Source organism: Pseudomonas sp. HR96 (genome assembly GCF_034059295.1).
Taxonomy (GTDB): Bacteria; Pseudomonadota; Gammaproteobacteria; order Pseudomonadales; family Pseudomonadaceae; genus Aquipseudomonas.
Genome location: NZ_CP139142.1, coordinates 120,637 through 133,382, shown reverse-complemented (window position 1 = coordinate 133,382; position 12,746 = coordinate 120,637). Strand labels below are relative to the sequence as shown.

Sequence of the window (12,746 nt, the reverse complement as noted above, 5' to 3'; positions counted from 1 at the left end):
TTCATAGGGTGAGCTGTGCGAGCACTTCGTCCGATGACATAACATCGGTATACTCATCACCGAGTATTGCCAAGGTCAGTTCATGGACGGTTGTGGCGTCCCAGGACTTTCCATGCGCCCCGACGACGGGCACGGCTGTCGTGGCGTCTGAGGGAAGGATGATGCTGTATCCGAGTGCTTTTCCCGCACGGACTGTAGCGTCCATGCTGTTGTGAATGACAACGCCCGTCAGCACCAAACGCTTTACCTGCATCCCTTTAAGAATGGCATCCAGTTCGGTGCCAATGAAGGCGCAATTTTCCTGTTTGATGATGACGGTTTCTCCCTTTATCGGGGCAACGTCTTTCTTGATACCATTCCAGGGGCCATGGACGTAATAGCTGGATGTAGGAGTCTGTTCATCGTGCTTCACGTAAAGAACTGGCCAGCCGTTTGATCGCCAGTGATCGAGAAGGCGTTGGATCACCACCACATACTCAGGATTATTTTTGCCATCCCAATTCGGGCGATCAATGGCATCCTGAACGTCAAGGATAACAAGGGGAATAGGGCTGGATTGATCCTTCATATAATTTCGTCTCCTTTAGGTGGGGCAAGTAGACAGAGTGTGCTGCAACGAGCCTCTACCAGCAACTGATTGCAGGCGAAACTTGCCTGGGAACTGCTATCCGTGAAGCTCTTCGTAATGACCCTCTAGCTTATGCAAGGTGACTTCGGCAGACGCTTACTCTTGAACGATGGCGACGGCTGTGGATTGTCGAAAATGGGTTCTTGCGTTGCAAGAGATGCGGCGCGTTGCTGGGTGAATGGCAAATTCGTCAACCATTCATGCACTACCCAGGATGTGCAAGCCATACATTCACCACTCAGTACCCACTGCGTGATTTGCACCTGTTCAAGCAGGCCTTGGTTCAGCTGGGCTTGCCATGAGCGACCTATTAACCACCAGCAGGGTGGCCTCTGCCAGGATCCGCAGCGCTGATTGCGCTCCAGTACTTGGTAGAACGCTGACATGAGTGGAAAGGATGTGAACAGGCAATCGAGCCTTTGAACGACTGTGGCGAATAGCCGCACCAGACGGGCGCAGCAACTTCTAGCAAATGACACTCCAATCAGCCTTAAACGCTCTCGACCCATGGCCTGTACCGTTTAGAGGTCCTGGCTTCTGTACATTTGTCGTCGTTGCGCCCTGTACGATTGGATTTTGCTGGACCGTAGTCGCCCAGGTCATATGCGGCGCGGCAGTAAATTCACGCCTCATCGGCGAGTCTTCAATGAAAATGAAACAAACCTCAGGTTCATGGCTCCACCAGTCATGACGCATTAAACGAGGACGGGCTAATGCCCTCTACTATTCTACTTGTCGAAGACGACATCACCTTGCGTGAGGTGGTGGCCGACGCACTTTCGATGCTTGATGCGCGAGTGATTGCCTGCCCTAACGCAGATCTGGCATTGCTAGAGCTTGAGCGGTGCGCTGCGGTCAACCTGGTGCTGACAGACATTCGCATGCCTGGATATCTGGATGGCATCCAGTTTGCGCACATCGTCGCGGAGCGCTGGCCTCAACTGCCCATTATCGTCATGTCAGGCAACCGGCTGCCAAGCGACGTCCTGCCTGAGCACGCTGTCTTCATGGCCAAGCCATGGACGCTGGATGTCCTTTTTGCGCATGTCGAGCCGCTGCTCAGCTCACGCTTCCACTCGTGAAATTCTCTGACCTGGCCTCGTAGCGCTGAGACGGGAAGCGGCAGCCCCATTTGGGCACTTTTTTCCTCCCGTAATTCTGATGTATCGTAGGTCGGCCGATTAAGCTCGGCTTACCTTGTCCTGACCCAGAATCACGATCGTGCCCTCCAGAATTCCTCCACCTTTTGATCACACCGGGCTGCCGGTCGAATTGCCCGACTTTGTCTACGCCACCTGGGTCGCCTGTGTCGATGAGCTAAGAACAAGCAAGAAGCTAACCCAGGCAGAACAGCATTATCAGTTCTGCTGCGGATACGTGCAGGCGCTGGACGACGCCCGGGTGATTGACGAACGCTACAGCCGCTTTCTCAAGGTTTTTCTCCAGGATACCTGGGTCGAATTGCTTGATATTCTCCCGTAGACCACCATCGTGATTCGATGCTTCAGGAGCGCGCGTGTCCCTACCCCTTACCGCTCGGCAATTGAGCACGTTGCGCGCCTTGCACCAGAGCCACCCTGCTCTTGGCGAGCTCGTCAGCGCTGTGGCCTTGGCGTTTGATGCCTCGAAAACCGACAATCCGCAATTGGCGCGGTTGATCCTTGAGCAGGCGTGTCGACGAGTGGCGGCGGGACAGCCGGAGAGTCGTGAAGTGTTGATCAAGCACCTGCAGCACTTCGGGTATTTGGGCTGCTTGTCTGCGGCCCAGGTGACGCGCTTTTCGGAATCCATCTCCAAGCTCACACTCTGAACGGCCGGCAGATGGCGGAGGCCGCGCGAGTGTTGCGTCCTGATCTCAAGATGTTGTTTATCACCGGTTATGCCGAAAATGCCTTGCTGGGGGACGGCCATCTCGAGCCTGGGATGGCCGTGATGACCAAGCCCTTCGCCGTCGATACGATGGTGGCCAGGATTCGGGAGCTGCTGGCCAGATAGATCGTCAGAAGGTGTGCTGTCAATGAGCCCCGCTCCTGGCGCCTATACACCCTATCTGGAATCTCTTGCGCCAGAGACTAACCTTTTGCATGATTTGCAGGTTTGAGCTAAAGACAGCCAGCATGCCCATCACGACCCTCTCTTCCAGCGACGTCCCCCTCACCGGCAACATTGTCATCGTTGAGGACGACGAGCTGATGCACCGGTTGATGGTGGATATTTTCACGGATCTTGGGGCCGATTGTGCGTCTTTTTTTTCCGCGGATGATGCGCTCATTCATATGATGCAGGTCAAATCACCCTGTGCATTATTGGTCACAGATTTCACGCTTCCAGGCCAACTCGACGGCCGAGAGCTGGCTCTGATGGTGCACCAGCGATGGCCTCACGTGCCCGTAATCGTCACCACAGGCTACGGATCCGAAGTGGGAAACGATCTGCCCAGAGGTGTAGCATTTTTACGAAAGCCGTGGAGCCTGGAGCAGATCGCGGAGATGGCTAGAGAAATGATGCATTTGTCCAGAAAGCCCGCGGGTTGAAAAACGCCAAGGCGCCTAACACTTTCTTCACCTACCCCAATAAGCTGATACGTCGCGTAGTCATACGCTTCGGATTTTCAGTTGAAACAAGAAATGGTCGAGCAGTCTTCCACCTACCCCATCCGGACCTTTTATGTCAGCTACATCGCCCGACGAAACTGTGCGCGCAGCTTTGCAGATTTCCCACGCTCGGCTACGCAAGCAGCACGAGATTGTTGTCGAATTTGGTGTGCGGTCGCTTCGGGCGTCCGATATGGATGAACTGCTCAACCATGCCTGTCGCGTTGCAGCTGTCGGCATGCAGACGCGGTTTGCCAAGGTGCTCAAACTGCTCCCTGATGAACAGCAATTTTTGCTTGCGTATGGTGTAGGTTGGGATCCTACGGATATTGGCGTGGCGTTGGTAGGTGCAGACGATGCTAGTCCCGCAGGTTACGCATTCAAAACTGAGCGCCCCGTCATCTCCAATCATCTTGGCTCGGAAAACCGATTCCGGACTCCCTCACTATTAAAAAAATACGGTATCAAGCGGGCCATCAATGTACCGGTAAGAGGTATCTCTTCCACTTTTGGTGTGTTGGAGGTTGATAGCCAGGACGGGGAGGATTTCATTGAAAGCGATCTGGTTTTTCTCGAGGGGCTAGCCAATGTGATCTCGATGGCTGTGGAGCGAGTCGCGGCCGAGGAAGCCCAGGACGGTCCCCACCGGTATTCCGAAATCGTTTTGAATGCCAGTCCAGACTGCGTCAAGATTCTCTCTCCGGCAGGTGAAATCGAGTTCTTCAATGAGGCTGGCCTTTGCCGGATGCAGATTGATTCGCTGGATGAGATTGCCGGGCAGCCCTGGATAGATCTGTGGCCTGAAGCCTCCAAAACGACAATTTCAGATGCTGTAGGTAGGGTGGCGAGGGGTGAATCAGTCCGCTTCGAGTCATTTTGCCCAACAGTCAAAGGCGAACCGCGCTGGTGGGATGTGACCGTAGCGCCGATCTTTGATAAACAAGGCATGCTCGAAAATATCATAGCGGTTTCTCGAGACATTACTGAGCGTCACGACCATGAAGACAAGCTGGCGTTACTGATTGACTCACAAAATACGAAGCTGTCCCAGAGTGTTCTCCAGTTGGAGGAGATACACCATCGCGTCAAAAACAGCCTTCAACTTGTCAATACCCTCTTGCTGCTTCAGGCCAATGTAGCAGTCGAGGATTCGGTCAAGTTGCAACTGCAGACGGCCGCCAATCGAATCATGACGATTGCGTCGGTGCATGAGCGGCTCTATCAGAATGCGGACTCCGACGGAGTGAATGCTAAAGAGTACTTGAGTGCGTTGCTCAAGGACATCAGCAACGCGTTTGGCGATCGAGATATAAATCTGGAGGCCGACCCTTTTCCTCTACCAGAGGAACGAATGGCGCCTCTAGGTTTGGTTATATCCGAGCTTGTTATCAACGCCTTGAAATACGGAAAGGGCACCATTTCGGTCACCCTGAGTAAAATAGCCGAAAAAGCTATCATCACCGTCAGCGACGAAGGGGATGGCTTTCCAGACACGTATCCCGAACCAAACGGAACCGGTTTGGGACTGAGACTGATCAAGAGCTATTCCGGTTACGGAGCCAAGGCGATCAGCGTGGACCGGTTGGCCAAGACGAGCACCATTGCAGTTGAGTTTAAGCTCTAAAGCCGCCCTGCAAATACTTATGAAAGGCATGTGGATGCACATGACTCTAGGCGTCTAAGCGGTATCTGCCGGCCCCTAAGGCTGCAGAGGCTGCGGGAACCGAGAGACGGTTCTAGCGCGCGATACTGTGCGTCCTTGGGTCAGGTCCGACACCGCTTTTCGCCCAGACAGGGGTACTAGATGCCATGCCCCGCCCGTGATTCACCATCGCGGGCAGAGCCACTTCTCATTTGCCCTCACACGTTTTTAATGAAATTCTAGGCAGAATATCACCGTGCAAGCAGTACAGGCGCTATAGCGGCCTGGGGACGAATATGCCTACCAACCTCACAAATTTTATAGCTGCGCGTGGGCCTATGGCTGACCAGGTCCGCGCCTATTCATGGTCGGAATCCAGCCTTGGACCGATCGCTGATTGGGGGCCGGCGCAGTGCGTAGCTGTCAATATGATTTTGACTTCCAGTTTTCCGGCCTGTTTGGCCTTGGGTACCGGTTTGATCATGATCTTCAACGATGCATTTCTCCCTATTCTGGGCTCCAAACCCCCTGCGCTAGGGCGTTCATTTTCCGAAGTCTGGAGTGAAGCCTGGGACAGCATTGGTCCTATAGCTGACCAAGCGCTTGCTGGAGTGCCTACATTTATAGAGGACTTCGAGCTCGAAGTTTCACGCCATGGCTTTACGGAAACGGCTTTCTTCACTTTTTGCTATAGCCCGGTATTCGATGGAGAGGGCAAGGTCATTGGGCTGTTGGATACCGTGGTTGAAACCACTGCGAAGGTTTTGACAGAAAGACGGCTGGAGGACTTCGCCAAGGCGCTTGCCACTGAGGTACAGGATCGGACGGCCGATCGCGACCGGATGTGGAACCTGTCAGTAGAATCCATGGTAGTCACTGATGAAACCGGGCGAATTTCGGCAGTCAATCCGGCGCTGAGGAAGACCCTTGGTTGGAGCGACACCGAGCTGATCACCCGTCAGTTGAGCGATTTTATAGTGGCCCAGGATAAAGAGGCGTTCCTGGGAAAGTGGTCTGCAAGCCTAGATGCCCGCTCGAGCTTTACCATCGAAGCGCAGGCGCTTTGCAAAAATGGTCAATTTGTTTGCTTATCCTGGAACGGAAGCTTGCACGAGGGAAGCATGCTGCTGGTTGGGCGCGACATGACAGCGGATCGTGCAATCGAAGCTGAGCTCAAAAAAACCGAATTGGCGTTGCAGCAAGCTCAGAAGATGGAGGCAGTAGGCCGGTTAACCGGCGGTGTCGCACATGACTTCAACAATCTCCTTCAGGTTATTGCTGGCAACCTGCAACTTCTGACCAGCGATCTGAGGGGCAATGAGCGCGGTGAAAAAAGGTTGGCCAATGCGTTGGCCGGTGTGGAGCGCGGAGCCAAGCTGGCAAGCTATCTGCTCGCGTTCAGTCGTAAGCAGACGCTTGAGCCACGAGTCGTCAATATTGGTAAAGCAATCATCGGCATGGACGACATGCTGAGGAGGACTCTGGGGGAGGAGTTCGATATTGAGGTGACCGTCGGCTCAAGGCTGTGGCGCACATTTGTCGATACAGCACAGGTCGAAAATGCGTTGCTCAACCTGTGTATCAATGCGCGAGACGCCATGGACGGAAGCGGCAAACTTACCATTGAGGTTGCCAACACATCTCTGGATCAGGCGTATGCCGATGGCCACCAAGAGGTAACAGCAGGCGAATACGTGATGCTTGCTGTGAGTGATACCGGGTGCGGAATGACCCCGGAAATCATGACGAAAGCTTTTGAGCCTTTTTTTACAACAAAACCAGTAGGCAAGGGAACGGGGCTCGGTCTTTCGATGGTGTTTGGGTTTGTCAAACAGTCAGGCGGACACATCAAGATTTATAGCGAGGTGGGCCACGGTACCACGGTCAAGGTCTATCTACCTCGGTCCTTGGACATCGAGGAAACTACTCAGCCATCCAGCCCGCAGCCCATCGTCGGAGGGACGGAAACCATTCTGGTTGTTGAGGACGACCTCGCTGTACAAGCCACGGTGGTGGATACGCTCAAAGAACTAGGATATCGAGTGCTAAAGGCAAATGATGCGAACAGCGCATTGCCGATTGTCGAAAGTGGGCTTCCCATCGACCTGCTTTTCACCGACGTCATCATGCCCGGTCCCCTCAAAAGTCCAGAGCTGGCCAAAATAGCCCAAAAGCTTCACCCCAATTTGGCCGTACTCTATACGTCTGGTTATACCGAAAATGCCATTGTGCATGGCGGAAGGCTCGACAGGGGGGTCGAGCTATTGGGAAAACCCTACACACGCGAGGCGCTGGCCCGTCGAATCCGCCATGTCCTAGCCAATCAACAGCAGCGCCGAATTGACGTAGCGCCAGCTCTAGAAGCAGTTCCTATGCAAGCCTGCGAGCCGGAGAAACTTTCGGTCAGCCCATGCCCGCTGAATGTGGTCTTTGTCGAGGACGACCCGGTCATTGCAGAAGTTACATTCCAGCTTATCCAGAGGCTAGGCCACCAGGTTGTCTTGGCTGAAAGCGCTGAAGAGGCGCTACGTTTGATCACGGCGAATACCGACGTTTTGGTGACCGATATCAAGCTGGGAGAAATGTCAGGGGAAACTTTAGCAGACAAGGCACGCGGTCGATTTGGGCAGCTTGCGATTGTTTTTGCGTCGGGCGCAGACCAAGAAGAAGGCCTGGATCGTAGCGTCATGCTTCGAAAACCCTACAGTCTACAAGACATCGATGATGCCATTGCCAGGGCTCGCAGGCTCATGGCAACACCAATCGTAAGCTAATACGGTGCTGCGCATGGCCAAAGCCGAAGTGTAGCACTGCTCATCGTTACCTTGCGCCGGATCTGCTCACTCAGTTTGCTCTGATGGAGAATTGCATCCGCGCGCAAAACCACGTGCAAATAACGGGTGTTATGGTAAATCAGCTCCCCCCCGGGGCGGCCCCGACCGCCATACCACTACCCTCCGCTACGCGTAGCGGCCTCTTTGCCGAAGTACACTGCATGGGGGCGTCGTCTGGCAACAAGGTGTGGACGGTGACCGACACTCAGAAATTCAGGAAAGATTTTCCAATCGCTCCTGACCTAAAAAACCTGTTCAACACGGATTCCTTTGGGGAGCGTTTGTCACTTGCTTTCTTGGCTAACATGCTCCGAAGTCATGAGCGAACCGGTGCGATCGTGAAAAGCATTTTCTCGCTCGGCTAGGCGTTGGACCTTGCCATTGTAGCCCAAGGGGTGGAAACCTAGAGGCAGTTGCATCGATTAAAACCCCTTGGTTACCCCTATGTCCGAGGATTTCTGTTCAGCCCGCCGCCTCTCGGACAGAATGCCAAAGCGCTTATCGAAAAACAGTAATAGCAATTCCATTTGCAGATTATCGACAGTCCAAAGTTTGGATCAATTATCTACGAGGCAATACGCACGTCGCTTGGATGGTTTCAGCGTGGATTGAACTCCGATACAAAATACCGAAATTCATTCGCTATCCGGTGGTGCCTAACGGAGTTCGAACAGGCTTTACTTTCAAATTTCAGCAATGTCCAACATGATCAGCCATTGCTATGGGATCAACATCCAAAAAGCGGAGGCCGGCTACCAAAGAGCGATGGTCGTACGCTGTCATCACGACTCAAAACTTAATCTTTCCCCAGAGCAAGCCAATTACAGCTGCGACTGAGGAGGCGGCAAGAACACTGAGTTTAGCGGATGACAGCAGGGCTGGGTCGGAAAACGCGAGCGAAGCGATGAATATGGACATCGTGAACCCGATCCCTGCTAACAGCCCCACCAATCCCACGCCCTTCCAGGTCACACCATCCGGTAACTCACAGATATTGAGCTTGACCAACGCCATGCTGGCCAAGATGACTCCGAGCGGCTTACCCAGCACCAACGCCAGCATTACTCCCACGAAGACGCTGTGCGACAAAGCTTTATCCAGATCGGCACCCGCAAGGCCTACCCCTGCATTCGCCAAGGCAAACAGCGGCATGACACCATACGCCACCCAAGGGTGCAGGCCCACTTGTATACGCTGCACCGGTGGCAATACCTCCCGTTGGGCGTGACGTAGCTGCTTTAAAGGTTTGGTGACAGCCTCCGGGTTGTCTCCCGCTTGATGAAAGCGGTCCATGAGTTCATGGAAAGTACGCCCGATAGTGTCCAGTGGGCGCTCATGGGAAGGCTTGGAGTTTACCGGCGCCATTAGCCCAAGAATGACGCCAGCCAGGGTGGGGTGCACTCCCGTTTTCAACAGGCCAAACCAGATGATTGCTCCGGGCAATAGGTAGGCGTAGGCCTTACCGATGCCCATCCGTTGAAACAGCAGCACAAGCAAAAGTCCGCCTGCGGCTATGACTAGGCCGAGGTAATCCAGGCTGGCCGTATAGAACATTGCAATGATGAGGATGGCGACAATGTCATCAATGATTGCCAACGCCAAAAGCAAAATCCGCACGCCTGCTGGAATGGATTTACCCAGCAAGGCGAGTACGCCGACCGCGAATGCAATGTCTGTAGCGGTGGGGACAGCCCAACCCGTACTGGCTTGAGTACCGTGGTTGAGCAGCGTGTAGATAATGGCCGGTACCATTACGCCGCCCAGTGCGGCACCAAGCGGCAGGGTGGCCAGCTTCATGTTGGCTAGCGCACCGTCTTTGATTTCCTGACGTATTTCCGCACCAACGACAAGGAAGAAAATGGTCATCAATCCGTCGTTAACCAGAAAATGCAAAGAACGAGAAACCGTGAAATCGCCCAGTCCTAGCGTGACTTGGGTATTCCAAAAATGCTCGTAAGATTCGGCGACAGGGCTGTTCGCCCATATCAGTGCAGTCATTGCGGCCAGCAGTAGGACAATGCCGCTGACGGCTTCGATGTGCGAGAACCGCTCCAGTGCCGACAGCGCACGTTCGGTGAGAATTTGAGGGCGGGGAATAGAAGTGGACGCCGTTTTATTATCGGACACGGGTGCTCTCCGTTAGCGGCCCGACCAACGTATCAGCTTTAACCTGCCCTGTGCTGAATGCAGCAGCGCACCCGCGGCGATGATAGGCACCTGGCATTGAAGATGCAAACTGTCATCTCCATCGCATGGGGAAACTTCTACCTCATCAACCACTCAATCTGCGGTAGCCACCTAAGGTACTCACATGATTGCGCGTTGGCGTTGGGTCACGAATCAACTCTCTAAGCGGCTGTGGTTCAGAGCGTCCCTATTCTCGCTGCTTGGGGTTGCCACGGCATTGCTTGCGGTGGTCTTCAAGGACTTCATCCCTGAATCCTTGCCGGCCCGTATCGGCGCTGACGCGGTTGACAAAATTCTTGGGATCATTGCATCGAGCATGCTCGCGGTGACCACGTTTTCTTTGAGCACCATGGTCAGCGCGTACAGTGCTGCCAGCAGCGCGGTGACTCCTCGTGCGACTACCCTGGTCATGGAGGACACCACTACGCAAAATGCACTCGCCACGTTCATCGGCTCATTTCTGTTTAGTCTGGTGGGCATTATTGCTTTGAGCACAGGGGCTTACGGAACCCAGGGTCGAGTGCTGCTGTTCGCGGTAATTATCGCGGTGGTAATCCTCATCGTTTATACCTTGCTGCGTTGGATCGATCACTTATCCAAACTCGGCAGGGTAGGCGAGACCATTGACCGAGTAGAAAAAGCCACGATGGCGGCTGTCAGTCAGCGAGTGAAGTGGCCTTATCTGGGCGGCGCAGGTTACCCGCCGGATCTTGTACTTCCCCCGTCTTCACAAAGGTTAACCAGTGGGCAAACGGGGTATGTTCAGCATATCGATGTAAAGGCATTAGGCCTTGTCGCCAAGGAGCACCATGTCCGACTTTATCTGGAGATTCTTCCGGGGAGTTTTGTCCATGTGGGGATGCCTTTGGCCCATATCGTAGCGCTAGACCGGGAGAGAATCGATGAAGGGATCTTGGCCGCAGATAAGATCCTGGCAGCGCTAACTATCGATGTCAGGAGGACGTTTGAGCACGACCCACGGTTTGGACTCTCTGTTCTTTCGGAAATTGCGTCTCGCGCCTTGTCCCCGGCAGTCAATGACCCGGGGACGGCTATCGATGTCATAGGACGAGGAGTCAGAACATTGACCTGCTGGGGTAAACCGCAGATCTCCTCATCCAAGCCCGATCCAGGATGTGATTTGGTCTATCTGCGAGGCTTGACGGTCGAAGATCTGTTTAATGATTTTTTTTCGCCGATCAGCAGAGACGGTGCCAGCTTGCTGGAAGTCAATGTCCGTCTTCTCAAGGCTCTTATCAGTCTTTCCCAGATAAACCCGATGCTTTTCCGACAGGTCTGCATCAAGCACGCGGACCTGCTACTCAACCGTGCGAATGCCACGTTACTACTGCAATATGAGAGAGACCAGCTCTCCTCACTGGTCAGGACGCTGACCCTGTAAAGCCTGACGATCTGAAATCTGCGGGGCAGATTCTTGAAAGCTGCGCGCCAGCTGCTGGTATAGCTCTGGCCCCATTCTTGAGCTGACGGCTTTGGCAATGAGGGCTACGGCCATAAGGCTGATCACCAAGCCATGACTATCGATCATCTCCATGACGATGATCGCCGAGGTGATAGGCGACTGTGTGACCGCGGCAAGAAAACCAACCATGCACAGGGCGATAATGGGCTGCGCCGCCATATGGAAAAGGTCAGCAACGTTACTGCCCACAGCAGCCCCTACCGCCAGTGACGGCGCGAAGATACCGCCCGGAATGCCTGAAAAATAAGTCACGACCGTTGCTACAAAACGCGTGATTGGCGCGTGCCACGGCAGACCCATATCGGAGGCGATCACTTGGGAAGTAATGCCGTAGCCACTGCCGAATGACATCCCGCCGCTGAGCCAGCCCAGGATTGCCACGATCAACCCGCAGATGCCTGCGAACCACACTGGATGCAGGCGGCGCCATTCCCATAAAACGAACCGGCTATGTCGCTGCGGCCATAACAGCATTCGGCTGAATAGTCCGCCCAGCAGGCCACAGCCGATCCCGATCGCCAAAGCAGGGGCAATGATATCGAGACTGACGTACTGAACATCGAAATGGCCGAAGTAGTTGTAATTACCCTGCAAGGCAATGGCGACCATCCCCGAGAGAATGATGGTGCTGAGCAGCACACCGCTGGTGCGGGTTTCCAGTTTGCGGCCCAGTTCCTCCACCGCGAAGGCTATGCCTGCCAGCGGCGTGTTGAACGCAGCGGCAATGCCGGCCGCGCCGCCGGCCAGAATCAGATCCTCGACTCGCACGATGCGCGCGTTGGGAAGAAAGCGATGGAAGTAATGCATGATGGACGCTGCAACCTGCACCGAAGGCCCCTCACGGCCTGCTGAAAAGCCGCCGGTCAGCGCCAGTGTGCCAAGGCTGATCTTGGCGAAAGCAATACGCACTGAAACCAGTTTTTCGATAGGCTTACCTTGATGAACCAAGCGCGTTGCCGCGATTACTTGCGGAATTCCGCTGCCCTGAGCACCGATGAAGAAGCGCGTAGTCAGCCACACCACCAGCATCCCCACCAGAGGGGTATAGATGAATGGCAACCAAGGTCGCTCGGCGGTCTGTTCAGCGAATTGCGCCAAGGCGATGTCGGCCAGTCGGGCGAACATCACCACCATCAGCCCAGCAACAGTGGCAGCGGCCCAAAGAGTGACGCGAGTGCGCCAGCGCATGGACGCTAAACGACGGCGTAGCAATGTTATCGGTTTGATCACCTAAGGCGATTCCTAATGACGTTCGACACGATTCAGACAAGCAGACTAACCAAATCAGTGAGGATTTAAGATAACCTCAAGCGGTCCACAGCAGGTCGCTGAAGGTGAATATTAGAATCCTGCGGTACGGCGACGATACCTGTATGAG

Annotated in this window: 10 protein-coding genes and 1 pseudogene; 8 read left to right on the top strand and 3 right to left on the bottom strand. The window is 54.3% G+C overall.

The genetic code is table 11. The features are described 5' to 3' along the window. Window position 1: 1 nt before the first annotated feature. The gene (locus tag SFA35_RS25705) at window positions 2–568 is read right to left on the bottom strand and encodes an isochorismatase family protein (protein WP_320579392.1); all 567 of its coding nucleotides are present in this window, start codon (window positions 566–568) and stop codon (window positions 2–4) included. A 773-nt stretch (window positions 569–1,341) separates the two neighbouring features. Between SFA35_RS25705 and SFA35_RS25700 the strand changes: the two genes are divergently transcribed. The 7 genes and pseudogenes from SFA35_RS25700 to SFA35_RS25670 all read left to right on the top strand — a co-directional run bounded on the left by SFA35_RS25700 (window position 1,342) and on the right by SFA35_RS25670 (window position 7,638). After that, window positions 1,342–1,710, top strand: coding sequence for a response regulator (locus SFA35_RS25700; RefSeq protein WP_320579390.1), 369 nt, complete (start codon window positions 1,342–1,344; stop codon window positions 1,708–1,710). Window positions 1,711–1,849: 139 nt separating this feature from the next. Next, the gene (locus SFA35_RS25695) at window positions 1,850–2,110 is read left to right on the top strand and encodes a hypothetical protein (protein ID WP_320579388.1); all 261 of its coding nucleotides are present in this window, start codon (window positions 1,850–1,852) and stop codon (window positions 2,108–2,110) included. A 34-nt stretch (window positions 2,111–2,144) separates the two neighbouring features. Then, the gene (locus SFA35_RS25690; RefSeq protein ID WP_320579386.1) at window positions 2,145–2,438 is read left to right on the top strand and encodes a hypothetical protein; all 294 of its coding nucleotides are present in this window, start codon (window positions 2,145–2,147) and stop codon (window positions 2,436–2,438) included. Continuing rightward, window positions 2,435–2,623: pseudogene (locus SFA35_RS25685) on the top strand (hypothetical protein); the annotation flags it as partial. The gene SFA35_RS25690 and the pseudogene SFA35_RS25685, both read left to right, overlap by 4 nt. A gap of 122 nt (window positions 2,624–2,745) precedes the next feature. Beyond that, window positions 2,746–3,162, top strand: coding sequence for a response regulator (locus SFA35_RS25680; protein WP_320579384.1), 417 nt, complete (start codon window positions 2,746–2,748; stop codon window positions 3,160–3,162). A gap of 133 nt (window positions 3,163–3,295) precedes the next feature. Continuing rightward, window positions 3,296–4,846: a sensor histidine kinase gene (locus SFA35_RS25675; RefSeq protein WP_320579381.1), complete on the top strand. Its 1,551-nt coding sequence runs from the start codon at window positions 3,296–3,298 to the stop codon at window positions 4,844–4,846. Between the two features lie 356 nt (window positions 4,847–5,202). After that, window positions 5,203–7,638 carry a response regulator gene (locus SFA35_RS25670; protein ID WP_320579379.1) on the top strand — a complete coding sequence of 812 codons (2,436 nt, stop codon included), beginning with the start codon at window positions 5,203–5,205 and terminating at the stop codon, window positions 7,636–7,638. Window positions 7,639–8,487: 849 nt separating this feature from the next. On the opposite strand, the gene nhaA is transcribed toward SFA35_RS25670, so the two are convergent. Then, window positions 8,488–9,825: a Na+/H+ antiporter NhaA gene (gene nhaA, locus SFA35_RS25665; protein WP_320579378.1), complete on the bottom strand. Its 1,338-nt coding sequence runs from the start codon at window positions 9,823–9,825 to the stop codon at window positions 8,488–8,490. Between the two features lie 184 nt (window positions 9,826–10,009). Between nhaA and SFA35_RS25660 the strand changes: the two genes are divergently transcribed. Continuing rightward, on the top strand, window positions 10,010–11,287 hold the full coding sequence (locus SFA35_RS25660) for a DUF2254 domain-containing protein (protein WP_320579376.1): 1,278 nt from the start codon (window positions 10,010–10,012) through the stop codon (window positions 11,285–11,287). Here the strand turns inward: SFA35_RS25660 and SFA35_RS25655 are convergent. Then, complete coding sequence (locus SFA35_RS25655) at window positions 11,261–12,598, bottom strand: chloride channel protein (RefSeq protein ID WP_320579374.1); 1,338 nt, start codon at window positions 12,596–12,598, stop codon at window positions 11,261–11,263. The genes SFA35_RS25660 and SFA35_RS25655 overlap by 27 nt on opposite strands. Window positions 12,599–12,746: the final 148 nt, after the last annotated feature.

Coding starts and splice junctions, on each gene's coding strand:
- SFA35_RS25705 (WP_320579392.1), bottom strand. CDS start 568: ATGAAGGATCAATCCAGCCCTATTCCCCTTGTTATCCTTGACGTTCAG.
- SFA35_RS25700 (WP_320579390.1), top strand. CDS start 1,342: ATGCCCTCTACTATTCTACTTGTCGAAGACGACATCACCTTGCGTGAG.
- SFA35_RS25680 (WP_320579384.1), top strand. CDS start 2,746: ATGCCCATCACGACCCTCTCTTCCAGCGACGTCCCCCTCACCGGCAAC.
- SFA35_RS25675 (WP_320579381.1), top strand. CDS start 3,296: ATGTCAGCTACATCGCCCGACGAAACTGTGCGCGCAGCTTTGCAGATT.
- SFA35_RS25670 (WP_320579379.1), top strand. CDS start 5,203: ATGGCTGACCAGGTCCGCGCCTATTCATGGTCGGAATCCAGCCTTGGA.
- SFA35_RS25660 (WP_320579376.1), top strand. CDS start 10,010: ATGATTGCGCGTTGGCGTTGGGTCACGAATCAACTCTCTAAGCGGCTG.